General features: G+C 62.0%; 15 protein-coding genes. 9 read left to right on the top strand and 6 right to left on the bottom strand.

Translation table 11 applies throughout. From position 1 onward, the window contains the following. Window positions 1–6 precede the first annotated feature (6 nt). On the bottom strand, window positions 7–486 hold the full coding sequence (locus AB8A33_RS10530; protein WP_439092655.1) for a DUF6163 family protein: 480 nt from the start codon (window positions 484–486) through the stop codon (window positions 7–9). 230 nt (window positions 487–716) lie between these two features. Here AB8A33_RS10530 and hemB point away from each other — a divergent pair, with 230 nt between their 5' ends. The 3 genes from hemB to AB8A33_RS10515 all read left to right on the top strand — a co-directional run bounded on the left by hemB (window position 717) and on the right by AB8A33_RS10515 (window position 3,379). After that, window positions 717–1,778 carry a porphobilinogen synthase gene (gene hemB, locus AB8A33_RS10525; RefSeq protein WP_439092654.1) on the top strand — a complete coding sequence of 354 codons (1,062 nt, stop codon included), beginning with the start codon at window positions 717–719 and terminating at the stop codon, window positions 1,776–1,778. Window positions 1,779–1,921: 143 nt separating this feature from the next. After that, window positions 1,922–2,503: an RDD family protein gene (locus AB8A33_RS10520; protein ID WP_093761440.1), complete on the top strand. Its 582-nt coding sequence runs from the start codon at window positions 1,922–1,924 to the stop codon at window positions 2,501–2,503. A gap of 99 nt (window positions 2,504–2,602) precedes the next feature. Continuing rightward, window positions 2,603–3,379 (top strand): arginyltransferase, encoded by a 777-nt coding sequence (locus AB8A33_RS10515; protein ID WP_439092653.1) that lies wholly within the window; start codon window positions 2,603–2,605, stop codon window positions 3,377–3,379. Here the strand turns inward: AB8A33_RS10515 and AB8A33_RS10510 are convergent. Then, window positions 3,376–4,761: an Nramp family divalent metal transporter gene (locus AB8A33_RS10510; RefSeq protein WP_439095903.1), complete on the bottom strand. Its 1,386-nt coding sequence runs from the start codon at window positions 4,759–4,761 to the stop codon at window positions 3,376–3,378. The two genes, AB8A33_RS10515 and AB8A33_RS10510, sit on opposite strands and share 4 nt — an antisense overlap. Window positions 4,762–4,986: 225 nt before the next feature. Here AB8A33_RS10510 and AB8A33_RS10505 point away from each other — a divergent pair, with 225 nt between their 5' ends. The 5 genes from AB8A33_RS10505 to AB8A33_RS10485 all read left to right on the top strand — a co-directional run bounded on the left by AB8A33_RS10505 (window position 4,987) and on the right by AB8A33_RS10485 (window position 11,572). Further along, a complete protein-coding gene (locus tag AB8A33_RS10505; RefSeq protein WP_439092652.1) occupies window positions 4,987–6,246 on the top strand; it encodes an MFS transporter in 1,260 nt (419 codons plus the stop codon). 198 nt (window positions 6,247–6,444) lie between these two features. Continuing rightward, on the top strand, window positions 6,445–7,578 hold the full coding sequence (locus AB8A33_RS10500; RefSeq protein ID WP_439092651.1) for a TRAP transporter substrate-binding protein: 1,134 nt from the start codon (window positions 6,445–6,447) through the stop codon (window positions 7,576–7,578). Window positions 7,579–7,689: 111 nt separating this feature from the next. Next, a complete protein-coding gene (locus AB8A33_RS10495; RefSeq protein ID WP_439092650.1) occupies window positions 7,690–8,358 on the top strand; it encodes a TRAP transporter small permease subunit in 669 nt (222 codons plus the stop codon). Next, window positions 8,355–10,217 carry a TRAP transporter large permease gene (locus AB8A33_RS10490; protein ID WP_439092649.1) on the top strand — a complete coding sequence of 621 codons (1,863 nt, stop codon included), beginning with the start codon at window positions 8,355–8,357 and terminating at the stop codon, window positions 10,215–10,217. The genes AB8A33_RS10495 and AB8A33_RS10490 overlap by 4 nt, the downstream gene beginning before the upstream one ends. 128 nt (window positions 10,218–10,345) lie before the next feature. Beyond that, window positions 10,346–11,572: a multidrug effflux MFS transporter gene (locus tag AB8A33_RS10485; RefSeq protein ID WP_439092648.1), complete on the top strand. Its 1,227-nt coding sequence runs from the start codon at window positions 10,346–10,348 to the stop codon at window positions 11,570–11,572. Here the strand turns inward: AB8A33_RS10485 and AB8A33_RS10480 are convergent. The 3 genes from AB8A33_RS10480 to AB8A33_RS10470 are packed head-to-tail and all read right to left on the bottom strand — an operon-like array spanning window position 11,569 to window position 17,240. Continuing rightward, on the bottom strand, window positions 11,569–12,831 hold the full coding sequence (locus tag AB8A33_RS10480) for an adenylate/guanylate cyclase domain-containing protein (protein ID WP_439092647.1): 1,263 nt from the start codon (window positions 12,829–12,831) through the stop codon (window positions 11,569–11,571). The two genes, AB8A33_RS10485 and AB8A33_RS10480, sit on opposite strands and share 4 nt — an antisense overlap. 51 nt (window positions 12,832–12,882) lie before the next feature. After that, a complete protein-coding gene (locus AB8A33_RS10475; protein ID WP_439092646.1) occupies window positions 12,883–16,050 on the bottom strand; it encodes an efflux RND transporter permease subunit in 3,168 nt (1,055 codons plus the stop codon). Next, on the bottom strand, window positions 16,047–17,240 hold the full coding sequence (locus AB8A33_RS10470) for an efflux RND transporter periplasmic adaptor subunit (protein ID WP_439092645.1): 1,194 nt from the start codon (window positions 17,238–17,240) through the stop codon (window positions 16,047–16,049). Before AB8A33_RS10470 ends, AB8A33_RS10475 begins: the two co-directional genes overlap by 4 nt. Before the next feature lie 668 nt (window positions 17,241–17,908). Between AB8A33_RS10470 and AB8A33_RS10465 the strand changes: the two genes are divergently transcribed. Beyond that, window positions 17,909–19,210, top strand: coding sequence for a hemolysin family protein (locus tag AB8A33_RS10465; RefSeq protein ID WP_439092643.1), 1,302 nt, complete (start codon window positions 17,909–17,911; stop codon window positions 19,208–19,210). Between the two features lie 77 nt (window positions 19,211–19,287). Here the strand turns inward: AB8A33_RS10465 and parC are convergent, their stop codons facing one another. Next, window positions 19,288–21,546: a DNA topoisomerase IV subunit A gene (parC, locus tag AB8A33_RS10460; RefSeq protein WP_439092642.1), complete on the bottom strand. Its 2,259-nt coding sequence runs from the start codon at window positions 21,544–21,546 to the stop codon at window positions 19,288–19,290. Between the last annotated feature and the right edge of the window lie 160 nt (window positions 21,547–21,706).

Raw genomic sequence — 21,706 nt, 5'->3', positions numbered from 1 at the left:
TTGAGCCTATGGCGGCCGTTCGCGCGCCGCCATCCATGCCAGCGCAAGGTAGCCCGCGAGAAACGCAGCCTGCACGCCGACGATCAGAAGGTTGCCGCCATAGATGGTCGGAAACATCAGCTCGATGACCGCCATGGACACCACGGTCGTCAGCCAGACAACAGCGCCCCACGGCGTCGCGAGCCAGAGGCCGACGGCGCTCACCAGTTCGATGACGGCGAAATAGACCGTGGCGGTCTGCCAGCCCATGGTCTGGACCTCGAAGGCCTCATCCTCGGTGCCAACAAAGCCGGTGACTTGCGCCCAGTGATAGAGGCCCTGCATCATCGAGACGACGGCCATCACGCGCAGGAACAGGACCAGACGCCGGGTCCAGATGTTCTCGTCGGATTCGATGCGTCCGGACGAGATCGCCGCAACCGACATGGCATGGTCCCGCGACGTGGGGTCTCTCGACCCGAGGTCGCGCGGCATCTGCTCAGACATGCGAATGCGATCTCACGGGTGGGAACTGGACGTTAAGGTGACGGTTCAGGCGATTCATGGGGGCTTTTTGTGAGCCTTTGGGCCTGCAAAATCAATGACCCAGCCCAATACGTCATGCGTGCACGACGTGCATGATCGCGGTGACGCCGGGACATCAAGATGCTAGACTTAGAACAGGTCAAATTTAAGGGGCTTTCGACCGCACGAAGGCCCGCGGGAGAGACGGTATTATGGCAATCAAGTTCGGGCGCCCTATCGAATTGCGCGACCACGCCCCCCGCCCGACCGCTTACGATACCCCTTCTCTCGGCCTGACCACCCGCCCCCGCCGCAACCGCAAGTCCGAATGGGCCCGCCGGCTGGTGCGCGAGAACGTGCTGACCACCGACGATCTGATCTGGCCGCTGTTCGTGATCGACGGCGACAACCAGCGCGCCCCGATCGCCTCGATGCCCGGCGTGGAGCGCCTCAGTGTCGATCAGGCGGTGCGTGATGCCGAGCGCGCCATGAAGCTGGACATCCCCTGCATCGCGCTGTTTCCCTATACCGACCCGTCGCTGCGCGACGAGATGGGCACCGAGGCCTGCAACACCAACAATCTGGTTTGCCAGTCCGTCCGCGCCATCAAAAAGGAGTTTCCGGATCTCGGCGTGCTCTGCGACGTGGCACTCGATCCGTTCACAAGCCACGGTCATGACGGGCTGATCCAGAACGGCAAGATCCTCAACGACGAGACCGTCGCCGTGCTGGTCCAGCAGGCGCTGGTCCAGGCCGAAGCCGGCTGCGATATCATTGCGCCATCGGACATGATGGACGGCCGTGTCGGTGCGATCCGCGAGGCGCTGGACGAAGCGGGATTCCTCGACGTGCAGATCATGGCCTATGCCGCGAAATATGCCTCGGCCTTCTACGGACCGTTCCGCGACGCCATTGGCTCGGCCAAGACGCTGACTGGCGACAAGCGTACCTATCAGATGGACAGCGCCAATTCCGACGAGGCGCTGCGCGAGGTCGAACTCGATCTCGCCGAAGGCGCCGACATGGTCATGGTCAAGCCGGGCATGCCCTATCTGGATATTGTGCGCCGCGTGAAGGACACGTTCGCGGTTCCGACCTTCGCCTATCAGGTGTCCGGCGAATACGCGATGATCATGGCCGCTGCGAACAACGGCTGGATCGATGGCGACCGCGCCATCATGGAAAGCCTGCTCGGCTTCAAGCGCGCCGGCGCCGATGGCGTGCTGACCTATTTCGCGCCGCATGCCGCGGAACGCATCAAGGCTGCGCGCTGAGCGCATCCGCGCTCGGCCCTGGCCTGATTTACATCCACGCCTGATTTACGTCATGGACAGTCTGTAACGATTCCGCGCACTTGTTGCGCGGTCTGGTGATATCCATGTGATGGACCGTGAGGATGCAAACGGAGGGATGCGTCATGTCTGATACCGGCCCGAATGCTGGCGGCCCTAACAACGGAAGCTGGCAAGGCGACACCTGGCGCAGTGCCGGTACCCCGCCCCGCGCCCATGCCTTCGACCCCTATGCGCAGCCGGATTTGTTCCGCGGCGTGTTGATGCGGCGCGTCGTCGCCTTCCTGATCGATCTCGTAGTGCTGTCGATTCCGATCGTGCTCGCGGTGATCTTCATCGCAGTATTCGGCGTCGTCACCCTCGGCCTCGGCTGGGCGCTATTCTGGCTGATCTCACCGGCGACGGTGATCTGGCCGGTCGTCTATTACGGCATGTCGCTGGGCGGGCCGCATTCGGCCACCGTCGGCATGAGGATGATGGACCTGCAGATGCGCACCTTCTCAGGCACGCCCGGCTACTTCGTACTCGGCGCCGCACACGCGGTCTTGTTCTGGGCCTCGGTGTCGCTGCTCACGCCGCTGGTGCTGGTGGTCGGCCTGCTCAACGGCCGCCGTCAGTTGCTGCACGACCTCGTGCTGGGAACCGTGGTGGTGAATAATTCCGTGGTCCGCGCCGCTTACGCCCAGCCGCCCGGCCGCGCCTACTAACAGCCGCGAATGACGCCAACTTGGCCGGGCAAAGCGATTGACCGTTTGCCCGGCTGGCGCGATGCTACACCAAACTGCTTCGGAGACCGACGGCAACCCGTGACCCAGCACTCCCGCGACACTCCGCAATTCTACCTGACGGCGCCGTCGCCGTGTCCCTATCTGCCGGGCCGGCACGAACGGAAAGTTTTCACCCATCTGGTCGGCGACAAGGCCGGCGATCTCAACGACCTGCTCACCCATGGCGGTTTCCGGCGCAGCCAGTCGATCGCCTACCGCCCGGCCTGCGACCAATGCCGCGCCTGCGTCTCCGTCCGCGTCATCGCCAACGAGTTCAAGCCGTCGCGCAACTTCCGCAAGATCATGGCGCGCAATGCCGACGTGATCGGCGAGCAGCGCAACGCGGTGCCGACCTCCGAACAGTATTCGGTGTTCCGCGCCTATCTCGACCAGCGCCATCGCCATGGCGGCATGGCCGACATGACCGTGCTCGATTACGCCATGATGGTGGAAGACTCGCATGTCGAGACCCGCATCATCGAATATCGCCGCCGCGGTCCCGACACCGGTATCACCGGCCGCGGCGAGGACCTGCTTGCGGTCGCGCTGACCGATGTGCTCAGCGATGGGCTGTCGATGGTCTATTCGTTCTTCGAGCCCGGCGAGGAAAGCCGTTCGCTCGGCACCTTCATGATCCTCGACCATATCGCCCGCGCCAGGCGGCTCGGCCTGCCTTACGTCTATCTCGGCTACTGGATCGATGGCTCCAAGAAGATGGACTACAAGGGCCGCTATCTGCCGCAGCAGCGGCTGGCGCCATCAGGCTGGCTGCGCGTGGACGCGACGGGCGAGACGATGCCCGAGCCGCAGGATTAGCCGCCCGCGAAGAAATCCACCACCAGCTTCGCATTCAGCACGATGATGACGACCGCCGTGAGCGCAGCAAGCGCTGTGATCCAGCGCGGCGCGACGAACGGACCCATCTTGCTGCGGCTCGCCGTGAACAGCACCAGCGGTACGACAGCAAATGGCAGTTGCAGGCTGAGCACCACCTGACTGAGGATCAGAAGCTGGCCTGTTCCCTTCTCGCCGTACCAGATGGTGACAACGACGGCCGGGACGATGGCGATCATCCGCGTGATCATGCGGCGGAGCCACGGCGCCAGGCGCAGATTGATGAAGCCTTCCATCACGATCTGGCCCGCCAGCGTTGCCGTGATCGTCGAGTTCAGACCACAACATAACAGCGCGATGGCAAACAAGGTCGGTGCGAGGCTTGAGCCCAGCAAGGGCGCCAGAAACGCATGCGCCTGATCGAGTTCGGCGACGTCGGTCTTGCCGGTCTTGTTGAATGTCGCGGCTGCCAGGATCAGGATCGATGCATTGATGGTGAGCGCAAGACAAAGCGCGATCGTGGAATCGATCGTCGCGAGCTTGATCGCCTCTTTCTTCTCGGAAAGACTCTCGCCATAGCCGCGGGTCTGCACGAGGCCGGAATGCAGATAGAGATTATGCGGCATCACCGTTGCGCCGAGGATACCGAGCGCCAGGAAGAGCATTTCCTTGTTGGCGACGATCTCGGTCGTCGGCGCAAAGCCGCGGATCACCGCGCCCCAATCGGGATCAGCCATGGCAATCTGGATCGCAAAACACGCCGCGATGACGCCGAGCAGCGCCACCACGAAGGCCTCGATCCAACGAAAGCCGAATGCCTGCAAAGCCAGGATCAGGAACACGTCGAGCGCCGTGATGATGACGCCGATCTCGAGCGGGATACCGAACAGCAGGTTGAGGCCGATCGCGGTGCCGATGACTTCGGCCAAATCCGTCGCGGTGATCGCAATCTCCGCCGACAGCCACAGCGCCCATGACACCGCGCGTGGATAGGAATCGCGGCAAGCCTGCGCCAGATCACGCCCCGCACCCACGCCAAGGCGCGCGCAGAGCGACTGCAGTACGATGGCCATCAAATTGGAGATCAGCGCCACCGTCAGCAGCGCGTAACCGAACTTCGAGCCGCCAGCGAGCGACGTCGCCCAGTTGCCGGGGTCCATATAGCCGACGGCGACGAGGTAACCCGGGCCCATGAACGCCAGCAGCTTGCGCCAGAACGAGCCGTTTTTGACCGTCCGGATCGAGCCGAACATGCCCGCGAGCGACGGATCTCCCCGGCTCGAACGCCAGCCCGGCTGGTCAACGGCGTCATTTGAGGTGTTCACAAGCGGCTCGGCGGCTATAGCGGGCGATTTGGCATCCATTTCGGCAAGATGGCCGATATTCACGCTTATTGCAACTCATTTGCAAGTGCATCTGGGCAGGTTGGTTAGAGCGCTGCCCTGTCACGACAGCGACCGAACTCAGCCAGAGCAGCGGTTCTGTAAACCGAAGGCCGGACGGCCCTCATCACCAGGGCCATCTTGTCAGTTAACGGGTGGCTGCGCTGAGCCGCAGCAGAGATGATGATTTCAAATCCAGGAAGCGCCATGACCCAATCGCCTACCGACCGATTACCCCCGACCTTCAACCGCCTCGCCTGGTCGAACCTCGCGGCGCAGTCGGCCGAGCAGATCGCGCTGGCGGCGGCGCCGATCGTCGCGGTGCTGTTGCTCGGCGTCGGCGAAGGCCAGACCGGATTGCTGCAGACCGCGCTGACCCTGCCCTTCGTGCTGTTCGCCATTCCCGCCGGCCTGCTAGCCGATCGCATGTCGCGCCGCACCCTGATGGCCGGAGCTGAGGCACTGCGCGCGATCGCACTGTTGCTGACGCTGGGGCTGATCTGGTTCGGCGCGCTGACGATGCCGCTGCTCGCTTTGCTCGGCTTCGTCGCGGTGTGCGGCACCGTGGTCTACAGCGTCGCCGCGCCGTCGCTTGTGCCATCGCTTGTCGTGCCGCAATTGCTTGGCGCGGCGAATGCGCGGATCGAACTCGCGCGCACCGTGGCCTTTGCAAGTGGTCCCGCCATCGGCGGCGCGCTCGTTGGCTTCACTGGCGCCGCGCCTGCCTTTGGCTTCGCCGCAGCACTGTCGATCATCGCTGTCGCCTTGCTATCGGGCATCCACGAGCCCCCACGCACAACCATCCAACAACGCAAGCCGATGCAGGATATCGCCGAAGGTCTGTCCTTCGTCTGTTATCACCAGTATTTGCGGCCGGTCTTCATCACGCAGTTCATCTTCAGCGCCGCGTCCTTCATGGTGCTGGCGGTATTCGTGCCATACGCGGTTCGCCATCTAGGCCTCTCCGCCTCCGGCGTCGGCGTGACACTCGCAATGTATGGCGTCGGCATGGTGATCGGCGCCCTGCTGGCGACGCGCGTGATGAAGCGGCTGCCGTTCGGCACGGTGATTGCGCTTGGCCCCGTCACGGGCTTCGTCGCCTCCGTCGTGATGGCATTGACCACATGGATCCCTTCGCCGGCTTTGGCTGGCCTCAGCTTCTTCCTGCTCGGTGTCGGCCCGATCCTGTGGGTGATCTCCACGGCGACGTTGCGACAGTCGGTAACGCCGCCGAGCCTGCTCGGGCGCGTCTCCGCGATCAACATCCTGAGCTACAGCGCCCGTCCGATCGGAACCGGCGTCGCTGCCGTTATCGGCGGGCTCTATCACGCGGAGGCGTGCCTCTATCTCGCCGTCGCGGGTTTCGCCTGGCAGGCCGTGGTGATCCTGACTTCGCCCGCAGTGACGCTGGAACGGCAGCCGGACATGGTCGGCGATGTGACCGGATGGGTTCCGACGAAAGTCTAACAGGCTTGGTGTAGTTCATCTGTAGTTCGCACGCGCTCACGATCTCCCCGCACCGCAGCACGGATAGTTAGTGTAGTTACGCCGCGTCGAAGCGTCGCAGCAAAGCGAACTTTCTTGCCAAAGCTGCAAGCAAGCCTTTGTCTTGTCACTAATCAACAAGGTCAGTCCGCAAAAGGACGACCATTCGGGGAGAACACAATGGCTTCATCCAAGGACAGGACTCCGTCTCGGCGCCGCTTTCTGAAAGTCGCCACAGCCGGCGCAGCCGCAAGCATAGCAGCACCGGCAATCGCCCAGGCGCAGGGCCCGATCAGCATGCGCTGGCAGAGCACCTGGCCGGCCAAGGACATCTTCCACGAATACGCGCTCGACTACGCCAAGAAGGTCAACGACATGACCGGCGGCGACCTCAAGATCGAGGTGCTTCCGGCCGGCGCCGTAGTCCCGGCTTTCGGCCTGCTCGATGCGGTCTCCAAAGGCACGCTCGACGGCGGCCATGGCGTGATGGTCTATCACTACGGAAAGCAGACCGCGCTGGCCCTGTGGGGCTCCGGCCCGGCCTATGCGATGGACGCCAACATGCTGCTGGCCTGGCATAAATATGGTGGCGGAAAAGAGCTACTGGCCAAGCTCTATGCGTCGATCGGCGCCAATGTCGTATCCCTGCCATACGGACCGATGCCGACGCAGCCGCTTGGCTGGTTCAAGAAGCCAGTGACCAAGGCCGACGATCTCAAGGGTGTGAAATTCCGCACCGTCGGCATTTCCATCGATGTGTTTACCGGCCTTGGTGCTGCAGTGAACGCATTGCCCGGGGGAGAAATCGTCTCGGCGATGGATCGCGGCCTGCTCGATGCAGCCGAGTTCAACAACGCTTCGTCGGACCGCATCCTCGGATTCCCCGACGTATCCAAGACCTGCATGCTGCAGAGCTATCACCAGAACGCCGAGCAGTTCGAAATCCTGTTCAACAAGACCAAATATGACGCCCTGCCCGAGAAGCTGCGGGCGATCATCGCGGGCGCCGCCGATGCCGCTGGTCAGGAGATGTCGTGGAAGGCCATCGACCGCTATTCGCAGGATTATGCGGAGATGCAGAGCAAGGACAAGGTCAAATTCTACAAGACGCCGGACTCGATCCTGCAGAAGCAGCTCGAAGTCTATGACGAGGTCGTCGCCAAGAAGTCGGCCGAAAATCCCCTCTTCAAGGAAATCTCCGAGTCCCAGCAGGCCTTCGCCAAGCGCGCCACGCAGTGGGAGCAGGACACGGTCGTGAATCGCCGCATGGCCTATAATCATTACTTTGGCCCGAACGCGAAGAAGAAGACCTGACGCCATCAGGCACACGCACCCTGCATCATCCGGGATCCTTCTCCCGGATGATGCTTTGCTGTTGCCTGATATCGCCGACCTCCACATATCCTGTAGACTGGCCTCCATGAAATGACTGCCGAGCGCTTCCTGCATTCCATTGACGGTATCAGCACATTCACCGGCAAGGCCGCGGCCTGGCTCATTTTGGGATTGATGGGCCTCGTCTGCGCCGAAGTGTTCAAGCGTTACATGCTGAACATGCCGACGGCATGGATCTTTGACGCGTCGAACATGCTCTATGGCACGCTGTTCATGCTGTGTGGCGCCTATACGCTGGCGCAGAACGGCCATGTCCGCGGCGACTTTCTATACAGCTCGATGCGGCCGCGCACGCAGGCCTCGCTCGACCTCGTTCTCTACATCGTGTTCTTCCTGCCTGGCATTGCCGCGCTGGTCTATGCGGGCTGGGACTATGCTGGCGACAGCTGGCGCATCCGCGAGCATTCCAACGTCACGGCGGACGGACCGCCCGTCTATCATTTCAAGGCGATGATCCCGCTGGCCGGCGCGTTGCTGTTGTTGCAGGGCATGGCCGAAATCACCCGCGCCGCTATTTGCTTGAAGACAGGCGCGTGGCCGAGCCGGCTCAAGGACGTGTCCGAAATCGATGTCGTCGAGGAGCAACTCGCGCATAGCGAACACGTCGATGATGACGTGCGCAGGAATGCCATCGCACAGGCGCAGGAGATCGAGGAAAGCGCACGCCAGCGCGGCATGGGTGGGGAGACGCAGAAATGAGCGATCCTGCACTCGGCCTCCTGATGCTCGGCCTCATCGTTGTCGTCATCATGCTGGGCTTCCCCACGGCTTTCACGCTGATGGGTCTCGGCATGTTCTTCGGCTTCTTCGCCTATTACCGCGCAGGCGAATCCTGGGCCGACAACCACATCTTCGATCTGATGGTCCAACGCACCTATGGCGCCATGACCAACGACGTCCTGATCTCCATCCCGCTCTTCGTATTGATGGGCTATGTGATGGAACGCGGCGCGCTGGTCGACAAGATGTTCTATTCGATCCAGCTCGCCTTCCGCCGCGTCCCAGCCTCGCTGGCGGTGGCGACGCTGATCGTCTGCACATTCTGGGGCATCGCCTCGGGCCTCGTCGGCGCTGTCGTCGTACTGATGGGCGTGATCGCCTTCAACCCGATGCTGAAGGCCGGCTATGACGTCAAGCTGGCGTCCGGCGTGATCACGGCCGGCGGCACGCTGGGCATCCTGATCCCGCCCTCGGTGATGATCATCGTCTATGCCGCCGTCGCCGGACAGTCTGTCGTGAAGCTCTATGCCGCCGCGATGTTTCCGGGCTTCTTTCTAGCCTTCCTCTATCTCGTCTACATCATCGGCTGGGCGCTCATTAACCCGAAGATCGCGCCGAAGCTGCCCGAGAGCGAAACACGCGTGCCCGTTCGACCGTGGATCGCCGATCTGCAGCAAGCCTATTCGCACAAAATGCTGCCGGCCCTGCTGACGGCTGCCGTGGCACCGTCGCGCGCCATGGCGCTGACCATGGACGGCGCGCGGATCAGCTACACGACGATCTTGAAGAATCTCGGCTTTGCTTTGGTGCCGCTGGTCCTGGCGCTGACCACGCTCTGGGCCGCGTGGTGGTATGTCGTCATCCATCCGCAGCCCGACGCCCCCGCGCCCGCCACGATTACGGAGCGGGTTCAGTCCAGCGATGCCGGCACGGCTGCACCCGAAGAAGAAAAACTGGAGGAACTCGGCACCGCCCAGTCCGGCTCGGCGAAAGAGAGCGAACCGGAAGTGCTGCAGCAGATGGGCAATGCCGATCTGCAAAACAGTCCGACGAATGCGCCGGTCGATGCCGGACCGCCGCCGGAATTCTATACCTACTTCGCCTTCACAGCGGCCATCATCGCACTGATGCTGTTCTATTATTACTGGACCATGGGCGCCGCGCAGTTCGAGGTGCTGCGGCTGCTGACATCGTCCGTCATGCCGCTCGGCATTCTGACCGCTATTGTATTGGCCGTGATCCTGCTCGGCATCACGACGGCAACGGAATCCGCCGCCGTCGGTGCCGCCGGCGCGTTCCTGCTCGCCTTCCAGGCCCGGACGCTGGATTGGAAGCGCACCAAGGAAGCCGTGTTCCTGACCGCCAAGACCACCTCTATGGTGTGTTGGCTGTTCGTCGGCTCGGCGCTCTTTTCCGCGGTATTCGCCATTCTCGGCGGACAGGCGCTGCTGGAAAGCTGGGTACTGTCGCTGAACCTGACGCCAGTCCAGTTCATGATCCTGTCACAGGCGATCATCTTCATTCTCGGCTGGCCGCTGGAATGGACCGAGATCATCGTGATCTTCGTGCCGATCTTCCTGCCGATGCTGAAGCATTTCGGCATCGACCCGATCCTGTGGGGCGTGCTCGTCTTCGTGAACTTGCAGGCCGCCTTCCTGTCGCCGCCCGTCGCGATGTCCGCCTTCTATCTGAAGGGCGTCGCGCCATCGCATGTGACGCTGAACCAGATATTCTCCGGCATGATGCCCTATATGCTCATCGTCATCATCTGCATGGTGCTGATGTATATTTGGCCCGGCCTGACGCTGTGGCTGCCGAATTACCTGTACGGCAACTGATCCATCAGCCCCGAACACCGCCGAACACGGCGGTGGCACTTACGTCCTCCCGGAATACCGCATGACTGCCCTGCTCTTTGCAGCTCGCTTTATATGATGTACATCATTTATAAAATGAGGATCATCATATGACCGACCGCACGGCAGACGCCATGGCAGACACCACGCCGCAGGAAGCATCCTCCAGCGCGCTGCAGATCGCGGTCCTCGCGGGGCTGGCCTCAATGGGCACCCTGGCTACCAACATTCTGCTGCCATCGCTGCCGCAGATGGCTGTATCGTTGAAGGTGACGACGCCCGCCGTCACGGCATCGATCACTGTGTTTTTGCTGGTCTTCGCGTTTGGCCAGTTGCTGGTCGGGCCAATCTCCGACCGTTACGGGCGTCGCATGCCGGTTCTGGCCGGTTTCGCTATCTTCATGATCGGCAGCATCTGGTGCGGCGTCTCGACTGATCTTCCTTCGCTGCTGATCGGCCGCGCCATCCAGGCCGTGGGTGCCTGTTCAACTTCGGTTCTTTCGCGCGCAATCGCCCGCGATCTGTTCAGCGGCGCAGCACTGGCACGCGCACTCACCTTGGTGATGATCGCGCAGGCCGCAGCCCCTGGCTTTTCGCCGCTGCTCGGCGGCGGACTCGATTATTTTTTCGGATGGCGTTCAGAATTTGTTTTCGTCGGCGCGTTCGCTGTGTTGTCGGCGCTCAGCTATATCCTGGTGCTCGGCGAAACCCACAACACGACGCGCATCCCGCTCAATCCGCTCGCCGTCAGCGCAACCTATCTCAAACTTTCGGTGAACCGCCATTTCCTGATCCCGGCCGCCACGGTTGGCCTGATCATGGGTGGGCTGTTCTCGATCTTCTCCGCAGCACCTCGCGTTCTCATTGAGGGCTACAGCTTCACACCGATCGCGCTCGGGCTGTTCTTTGCTGGCACCGTGCTGGTCGTGTTCGGCTCCGGCATGCTGGCCGCCCGCCTCGCCCCCCGCTTCGGACTGGATCGTGCCATTCGATATGGACTGCTGATCGCCTTCGTCGGCGGCATTGCGGTGCTCGCGACCGCCTACTTTCACGGCAACGTCGTCACTTTCATCGCCGCGACCTGCGTGTTCCTGATGGGTATGGGCGTGGTCAATCCGCTCGGCACGGCGCAGGCGTTGTCGCCGTTCGGCACCCATGCCGGCGCCGCCTCGGCATTGCTCGGCTTCTGGCAGATGATGGGGGCCGCGATCGGCGTATCCCTGTCGGCCACTATCGTGCCGCAGGCCGCATTGGCGCTCGGCATCGTTCTCGGTGCAGCCTGCCTGATCGCTATCGTACTCTACGCGATGCGCCAGCCAACCACTACGGTCAGCTAACGCGCCAAATAGCGCTCATAGCCGCCGCGCACGACCTCGTCGCTGTCGATCTCGGGATCCAACGTGTAGAGATCTTGCGCGCGGCCGATGCCGCGCAAGGCATAGCGGCCAGTGGAGACCAAATACTTGCGACCGGCGCCATCGAGCCCGGCCTGGAACGCAGACGAGGTCAGCAGCGGCCGATCAACTGACGAGCACATGGACGCGATGCGGCTCACCTCGTTGACTGACGGGCCGACCACGGTGAAATCGAGCCGCTCGTCGCTGCCGATATTGCCGTAAAACACCTCTCCCTCATGCAGACCAACATAGGCCGTGGTCACCGGCCGGTTCGCGGCCGACCGTTTCGCATTCAGCTTATCGATATTCTTGCGGAACTGATGTTCGGCGCGCAAGGCGTTGCGCTTCGCCTTCACCATGTCGTCGCCGGTGAACATCGCCAGAATGCCGTCGCCGATAAGTTTGAGCACGTCGCCGCCGACATCATGGATCGCTGCGATCGAGGCTTCGGCATAGTCATTCAAGAACGGGATGATTTCGTCCGGTCCGATCGCCTCGCTGATCCCCGTGGAGTTGCGCAGGTCGGAAAACCACAACACCGCATTGATACGCTCGGTGATGCCTCGCGCGATCTTGCCGCGGAGAACCTGTTCGGCGGCATCGCGGCCGAGATAGACGCGGCCAAGCGTGCGCGCGATCTCCATCTGGGCTCCCGACTTAATGGCGAGACCGAGCATCGGCACCAGTTCGCGCAGCGCCGACATCTGGCGCTCGTCGAACCCGTCTTCATGACGCGTAGCCCAATACGAATAGAGGCAATCCATCTGCCCCATCGAGCCGGCCTCGCCGAATTTGTGCAGGAACACGGCGCCGTGGCGGTGACCGCCTTCCTGCAAACTGCTGACCATCGAGAAGCGGTCGGCGATCCCGGGCGCGTGCAAATCGAGCCGCAATTCGTCGTGCCCCTCCTCCAACATGTGGAAGAACACCGATCGTCGCCAGTTCGCGGCGGCCTCGCCGATCTCGGTCGAGCCGTATTCGAACACGTCGCTCTCGTTGCTGGCCGTGTCGTTCCAGCGGAAGCCGCGGCCCTCGAAGATCGGATGCAGCGTGTCAATGAAGACGAGGCCACGGGATACATCGATGCCGCCGGCACGGCAGCGCTCGCAGAAGCCACGGATCAGGTCGTTTTCGGGAAGGCCGGTCAGACCCTCGCCGACCAGCCAGCTCATCAGTTCAATGCGTGCGGCAGTTTCCATGAGACACTTGTAGGATGGGTTGAGCCTTTGCGAAACCCATCCTGCGGCGCTTTAACCATGCGCGCCTTGCTCCTTGGCGTGGATCTCGACGGAGCCGGGGAACAGGCGCCGGATGAGGATGTAGAAGACCGGCGTGAAAACGAGGCCGAAGATCGTGACGCCGATCATGCCGAAGAACACTGCGACACCAACCGCCTGACGCATCTCCGAGCCTGACCCCGACGAGATCACCAGCGGCAGCACGCCGAGAATGAAAGCAAAGGACGTCATCAGGATCGGGCGGATACGAAGGCGACAAGCCTCAATCACGGCTTCGAGCTGCTCGCGGCCTTCCTGCTCGATATCGCGGGCAAACTCGACGATCAGGATCGCATTCTTTGCCGCCAGTCCCACTAGCACGACGAAGCCGATCTGGGTGAGGATATTGATGTCCTGCCCCATGATCCGCACGCCGATGGTTGCCGCAAACAGGCACATCGGCACGATCAGGATGACCGCAAAGGGCAGCGACCAACTGCCGTATTGCGCAGCCAGAACGAGATAGACGAACAGCACGCAGATGGGGAATACGTAGAGGCCCGCATTGCCGCCGGTCACCTGCTGATAGGACAGATCGGTCCATTCAAAGGTGAAGCCGCTCGGCAGCGTCTCGTCGGCGAGCCTCTTCATGGTATTGAGTGCCGTCGTCGAGCTGACGCCGGGCAGCGTATCACCCTGGATTTCAGAAGCGGAATAAAGGTTATAGCGCGGCACGCGGTCGGGGCCTGCCGTGTCCCTGAAGTTCACCACACTGCCCAGCAGCACCATGTTGCCATCGGCATTGCGGGTCTGCATCCGCGCCAGATCAGACCGCTCCTTGCGGAACGGCAGATCGGCCTGCGCCGTGACGTGATAGGTGCGGCCAAGGATATTGAAGTCGTTGACATAGGCCGAACCGAAATAGGTTTGAATCGCCTCATTGACGTTCTGAACGGGCACGTTGAGCATCTGTGCCTTCTGGCGGTCGATCTCGACGAACACTTGCGGCGTGTTCGCACTGAAAGGGGAGAACACCGCAGTGAGGCCCGGCGCCTTGCGCGCGGCATTCACAAGTTCGTCGGTCGCCTTCTCGAGGAGATCAGGGCCTCTGCCCTGATTGTCGAGAATGCGCATGGCGAAGCCACCACCGGTACCGATGCCCGGCACCGCGGGTGGCGGCACCACGATCACCACCGCGCCTTCGATAGCGGCCAACCGCTTGCGCAATTCGGCCGTGATCTTGGCCGCGGTGTTCCCATGTTTGGCGCGCTCCTCCGCATCGTCAAATACAGGGAACAACGCCGCCGCATTTGAGGCCTGCGTGCGCGTGGCACCGTTGAAGCCGGCGAAAGACGGCACGCGGACGACGCCCGGGACTTCAAGCGCAATGCGCTCGATCTGCCGCACGATCTCCGTGGTGCGACTGAGCGATGCCGCGCCCGGCAATTGCACGACGACGATGACATAGCCGCGATCCTGTGCGGGAATGAAGCCCTGCGGCGTCGCATAAATCAGCCAGCCAGCCGTGCCGATCAGGGCTGCGTAGACGACGAGCATCAGCGCCAGATGATGGATCACAAAACCGGCCGCGGTACCATAGGCGTGCGACAGCCGGTCGAAGCCGCGATTGAACAAACCGGTGAACGCGTTCCAGCCACGCGCCACCACGTTCCAGCTTGGGGGCGGCTTCTTCTCGTGATGCTGTTCGAGGATCATCGAGGCCAAAGCCGGCGACAAGGTCAGCGAACAGAAGCAGGAGATCGCCGTGGCCACTGCGATGGTGACGGCGAATTGCTGGAAGAACTGGCCGGAGATTCCGCCGATAAACGCCGTCGGCACGAACACCGCGCACAGCACCAACGCAATCGAGATCAGCGCACCGCCGACCTCGTTCATGGTCAGCAGTGCCGCGTCACGTCGGGTCTTTCCTTCGGCGAGATGCCGTTCGACATTCTCCACCACGACAATGGCGTCGTCGACCACGATACCGACAGCGAGCACCAACCCGAACAGCGTCAAATTGTTGATCGAAAAGCCGAGCGCCGCCATGACCGCGAAGGTACCCACCAGCGACACCGGGATGGCGATGATGGGGATGATCGCCGGCCGCCAGCCCTGCAGGAACACCAGCACGACGATCACGACCAGCACCATGGCCTCGTAGATCGTCTTGATCAGCTCGCTGACGGACTGTGCGATGAATTCAGTCGGATTATAACCGATATTATATTCGAGACCTTTCGGGAAATCGGCTTTCAGCTTGACCATCGTATCGGAGATGGCTTTCGCCGTGGAGAGCGCATTCGATCCCGGTCGCTGCGAGACCGCGAGCGCCACCGCCGGCTTTTTCAGAAGGAAACTGTTGGTCGCGTAGGACAGCGCGCCAAGTTCGATCCGCGCAACGTCGTGCAATCGCACAGTACGGCCGTCGCTGCCGGCCTTGATGACGATGTTGCCGAATTCGGACTGATCCTTGAGACGACCGGTAAAGGTCAGGTTCGGCGAGAAGGCACGGTCGGAGATCGGCGGCTCCGCGATCTGGCCACCGGCGATCTGGATGTTTTGCGCGCGGATGGCGGTGATGACGTCGCCCGCGGTCATGCCGAGATTGGCGATCTTGTCAGGATCGAGCCACAGCCTCATCGAGTAGTCACGTGCACCGAATATCTGGATATCGCCGACACCATTGAGCCTCAACAACTGGTCCCGCACCTGGCGCAGCGCATAGTTGGAGATATAGAGCTGGTCGTAGGTGTCGTCGGGCGACAGCATGAACACGACCATCATCAGGTCGGGGCTGTTCTTGCGGGTCACGACACCGTTGCGCTGGACTTCCTCAGGCAGACGCGGCTGGGCGATAGCGACGCGGTTCTGCACCAGCACCTGCGCCTTATCGAGATCAGTGCCGAGTTTGAAAGTGACGGTGATGTTGAGCTGGCCGTTCGAGGTCGCCTGGCTGTACAGATACAGCATGTCCTCGACGCCGTTGATCTCCTGCTCGATCGGCGTCGCCACCGTCTCGGATACGGTCTGCGCGGACGCACCCGGATACTGCGTTGTGATCACGACAGTGGGCGGCGCGACTTCCGGATATTCCGACACCGGCAACGTGGTGTAAGCGAGCGCACCGACGATGATCAGCACGATGGACAGAACCATCGCAAGGATCGGGCGATTGACGGACAGGCTGCCCAGATTCATGGCTTGGCGCCGGCAGCTGGAGTAGCAGGCTTGGCGTCCGCCATTTTTGGCGACACCTTGGCGCCGATCCGCGCCCGCTGCAGCCCGTCAACGATCACCCGATCATCGGGTTTCAGACCCTCTCTGATGACCCGCAACCCGTCATCGAGCGGCCCCAGAACCACCGGTCGCGCTTCAACCGTGTCGTCGGCCTTCACCACCATCACGATCTTGCGCGACTGATCGGTCGCAATAGCCGTGTCGGGCACTAGCAGCGCGTCATATTCGCCGCTGGCGATGACACGCAGGCGAGCGAACTGGCCGGGCAGAATCGAGAGGTCTTTATTTTCAACGATGGCGCGGCCGCGGAGCGTGCCAGTGCCGACATCGAGGCGATTGTCGAGGAAGTCCATCTTGCCTTCGCGCGACGGCTTGGTATCACCGGTCAGTGTTATCTGCACCGGATTGGGCGTATCCCGCGAACTTGGTCGCCTGCCCTCGAACCACAGCCGGCTGTTCCGCTGATAGATCGACTCGTCCATGTCGAAATACAGATAGATCGGCGCCATCGACACGATCGAGGTCAGCACCGTCGCACCGCTGTCGCTGCCCTGCACGAGATTGCCAACGCTGATCAGATGCCGGCTGACGCGACCATCGATAGGCGCAACAACCTTGGTATATTCGAGATTGAGCTTGGCCAGTTTCAAGGCGCCTTCGGCCTGCAAAACCGCAGCCTGCGCCGCCGCGAGCTGCTGGTTTCGCTGATCGACGATGTTTTCGGAGATCGCCTGAGTCTTGATCAGCGTTGTGGCGCGCTCAAGTTCTTTCTCTGCCAGAACGACCTTGGCCTTGGCATCGTCGAGCTGCCCCTGCGCCTGCTCTGCCGTCGCCTCGTATTGCCGCGGATCGATCTCGTAGAGCACATCGCCGGTCTTGACGACGGCGCCGTCGACAAAGGTCACCTTGGTGATGAAGCCCGTGACCCGCGCACGCACCTGCACTTGGTCGACCGCATCGAAGCGACCGGTGAATTCATCCCAGTCAGTTGTCATTCGCTTGACGGGATTGGCAACCGTGACCGGTGGCGCCGGCGGCGCCGCGGCCTCTTCCTTCTTGCCGCAGCCAGCGAGCAGAAGAAGCGCCAGAACGGGGACGACGATCGACAGACACGACGCAAGGGCATTTCCGGCGACACATAACCGAGACAAACTGATTGAAGTCCTCAAAACCAGCCCCCTGCCACGACACCCGATGTTCCAGCCATCATGCGCTATATCAATTCGACATCAAGCGAAATAATATCGAGCCGCGTCACTGCAAGTACCATGCGGCTGCAACCGACCTATCCGAAGGGGTAATCAAACGTCACGCGATGGTCGCATCATCGTGATGCGGGCGTCTTTTCGGTCACATCGCGCGACGACAGCGCATGACGTGCGGGTCATCTCAGCGGTCGTTTGGGTGGCACTGCCTGCTGGAAATTCGACGACGTCGCGGTCAGAGCCAATGCATCGGCAGCGGGCAGCGGCTTGTCCGCAGCAGAGGCCGCATTGACATCAACGCCGCCAAACGACGACGCCTAAACCGGCGACACGCGCGATATTTGAACGTGATTTCGATCAAATTGTCGAAGCAGGCGACCTGAGAACGTCATCGGCACACCCGTCCGGCAACAACTGTCTCTGCTAACAAACTCGCGACGCGTCAGAATACCATCTCGGATTGCTTCAGCAAATACGTCGTGACACTCGATGTCGCCTGCCGAGCGATTTCAGTTTCAAGGGGTCTGAGCCCATGTGTCGCGCTACATGCTCGGCCATGGCGCCAGAGCAGCAGATCGACTATGATACCTGCCCATCACCCAGAAGGAACAAGCGTGTTATCTCTCGAACTCGGGATCGTTGCGATCCTGATCGTCGTCAATGGCCTGCTCGCAATGTCGGAGCTGGCGATCGTATCCTCCCGTCCTGCCCGCCTCGCCGCCTTGGTCGAAAAAGGCGTGACAGGCTCACGCCGCGCCCTGGCGCTGGCGTCCGATCCGGGCAAGTTCCTCTCCACCGTGCAAATCGGCATCACGCTGATCGGCGTCTTGTCCGGTGCCTTCTCCGGGGCGACACTAGGTCAGCGTCTCACGCTACTGTTGCTTGACCTTGGCGTATCAAAAGGCCTCGCCGATACGCTCGGCGTCGGCATCGTCGTATCGATCATTACTTACGCCTCGCTGATCATCGGTGAGCTTGTGCCGAAGCAGATCGCGCTGCGCGATCCCGAAGCCGTGGCCGTGCGCGTTGCGCCGGCCATGGTACTGCTCGCAAAAATCTCGTTGCCTCTGGTGTGGCTGCTTGACCGCTCCGGCAAGGCGATCCTGTTTTTGCTCGGCCAGCGCGGCGAAGCTGAGGAGAAGGTCAGCGAAGACGAAATCCGTACGCTCGTGACTGAAGCGGAGACTGCTGGCGTATTGGAGCCCGGCGAGAAGGAAATGATCGCGGGCGTGATGCGCCTCGGCGACCTGCCCGTCGGCGCCGTGATGACACCGCGCCATGAAGTGGCGATGATCGATCTTGCCGATCCTATCGAGACCATTCAGGCCGAACTCGCGGGCAGCTCGCATTCGCGTTTTGCGGTGTTCGACGGCGACGGCGATTCCGCCATCGGCATTGTGCAGGCCAAGGACCTGCTCGATGTGTATTTGAGCGGCAAGACGCCGGACATCCGTGCGCTGGTGCGCGAGGCGCCGGTCATTCCCGACACGGTCGATGCGCGCGACGTGGTGGCGATCCTGCGTGACTCGCCATTCCATATCGGCCTCGTGCATGACGAATACGGCGTGTTCCAGGGTGTCGTGACGTCGGCGGATATTCTGGAATCCATCGTCGGCGCCTTCCACACCGAGGAAGGTCCCGCAGAAGTCGCCTTCCACAAGCGTGAGGACGGCTCGTATCTGATCTCGGGCTGGATGCCCGCGGTTGAATTCGCCGCCCTGCTCGGCATCGAGCTGCCCGTGCAGTCGCGCCCCTATCAAACCTTTGCAGGATTTCTGTTGCAGGAATTCGGCAAGATCCCCGATGTCGGCGACGAGATCGTCTCGCACGCTTGGCGTTTCGAGGTCATGGACCTCGATGGCCGCCGCATCGACAAGGTGCTGGCGAGCCGGGTTACCGAAGAGGCGCTGGGATAGGCGTGTCGTCGCGGCACGCTCTGTATGTCGTCCCCGCGTTCGCGAGGACGACATGTTGAGAGTTAGGGACGCGATGCTTACTCGATCACCCGGCCGAACTTGTTCGACTTCGGTAGGCCGGTCGCGAGACGGCCGGCGTCCGCACGGTTGCCGCGCCAGTCGGCCAGTTCTTTCCAGGTCAGACGATGCTCGCGGTCGGACGAATCCTTCCAGGTCAGGCCTTCCTTGGCCACGAAGGTGGCGACATCCGACAAGCCCGCGCTCGTGTATTTCTGCAGACGCACGCCGCGGCCGCGCGCCATTTCGGGCACCTGATCGAGCGGGAAGATCACCATCTTGTGGTTGGTGCCGATGACCGCGACCTGATCGCTGCCCTCGCCGACCACCGTCAGCACACGCGCCTCATTCGGCATCTCGACATTCAGCACCTGCTTGCCCTTGCGGGTGGTGCCGACGCAGTCGTCCTCGTTGACGAGGAAGCCCTGACCGTCGTGGCTAGCGATCAGGAACTTGCGGCCGCCCTTGTGCACGAACATCGAGACGATGGCGGCGTCGCCTTCCATATCGATGAACAGGCGGATCGGCTCGCCATGGCCGCGACCGCCCGGCAGCTTCGACACGTCGAGCGAATAGAACCGGCCATTGGTGGCGAGCAACATCAGCTTCGAAGTGGTCTCGGCGAAGAACGCCTTGTCGAGCTTGTCGTCGGTCTTGAAGGTCAGGTTGGAGAGATCTGCCACTTGGCCCTTCAACGTGCGGACCCACCCCTTCTCGGAAATCACGACCGTGACGGGCTCCCGCTCGACCAGCGACTCTTCGAGCGCTGCGAGATCGTGCTCCGGCGCATCCGCGAACACGGTGCGGCGTTTACCGAGCGGTGTTTTGGGGCCGAAAATGTCGCGCACCTTGCGAACCTGCTCGCCGACCTTGGCCCACTGCTCGGTCTCGGACTTCAGCGTCGCGAGGATGGCCTTCAGCTCCGCGCGGAGCTCCTTGTCCTCTTTCCGGATCTCGAACTCTTCGAGCTTGCGCAACGAGCGCAGCCGCATGTTGAGGATCGACTCGGCCTGCAGCTCGGTGAGGCTGAATGCCTTCATCAGTGCGGGCTTTGGCTCATCCTCGGTGCGAATGATCCGGATCACCTCGTCGATGTTGAGATAGGCGATCAGGTAACCGCCGAGCACTTCGAGGCGATGCTCGATTTGGCCCTTGCGATAGTTGGAGCGACGCAACAGCACGTCGCGCAGATGGTCGAGCCATTCGCGCAGACATTCGGCAAGGCCAAGCACCTTGGGGATGCGGCCCTTTACCAGCACGTTGAGATTCAGCGGAATCTTGCTCTCGAGCTCGGTGAGCTTGAACAGCGACTCCATCACCAGACCGGCATCGACGTTGCGCGTCTTCGGCTCGATGACGACGCGGATATCCTCGGCGGACTCGTCGCGGATATCGCCGATGAGCGGCAGCTTCTTGTCGTTGAGCAGTTCGGCGATCTTCTCGATCAGCCGCGACTTCTGCACCAGCCAGGGAATCTCGGTGACGACGACATTCCAGGCACCTCGCGCGCCCTCTTCAACGTGCCACTTGGCGCGCGTGCGGAACGAACCGCGCCCTGTCGTATAGGCCTCGGCAATGCTCTCCTTGGAATCGACGATGATGCCGCCGGTCGGGAAATCCGGTCCCTTCACCCAGCGCATCAGCGATTTCGATTTGGCGTCGGGCTTGTCGATCAGATGAAGCGCGGCGTCGCAAAGTTCGGCGACATTGTGCGGCGGGATCGAGGTGGCCATGCCGACCGCGATGCCCTGCGCGCCATTGGCCAACAGGTTCGGGAAACCGCCCGGCAGCACGGCGGGCTCTTTGGTCTGGCCGTCGTAGTTCGGGCGCAGCTCGACCGCGTCCTCGTCGATGCCTTCGAGCAGCAACCGCGCCACGTCGGTCATGCGGGCTTCAGTGTAACGATAGGCCGCAGCGCTATCGCCGTCGATATTGCCGAAATTGCCCTGGCCGTCGACCAGCGGATAGCGCGACGAGAAGTCCTGCGCGAGGCGCACCAGCGCGTCGTAGATCGACTGGTCGCCATGCGGATGGAACGAGCCCATCACGTCGCCGACGATCTTGGCGGATTTCTTGAACGGCGTGCCCGGATCGAGCCGCAGCAGGCGCATGCCATAGAGGATGCGGCGATGCACCGGCTTCAAACCGTCCCGCGCATCCGGCAGCGCCCGGTGCATGATCGTGGATAGCGCGTAAGCAAGATAGCGCTCCTCGAGCGCGTCCCGCAGCTGCACTTCGTGAATTTCAGCCGGCTCCGGCGGAATCAGTCTTTTTCCCATGGCGAGGGGTTAGCGCCTCCCGGCGAATCGGGCAAGAAATGAATCTCGCGCCACCGATCAAGTTCCATCGATATCGGGGCGCCCTCCCGTAAAGAGAGGCCGCCCATGTTGTTCCGACAGCCATTAGGCGATTCGATGGATGGCGGCTCCAGGCTCCGCC

Source organism: Tardiphaga sp. 813_E8_N1_3, from assembly GCF_051811025.1.
In the GTDB taxonomy this organism is placed as follows: Bacteria; Pseudomonadota; Alphaproteobacteria; order Rhizobiales; family Xanthobacteraceae; genus Tardiphaga.
The sequence above is the reverse complement of the archived record's forward strand: the minus strand, read 5'-3'. Positions and strand labels throughout refer to the sequence as shown.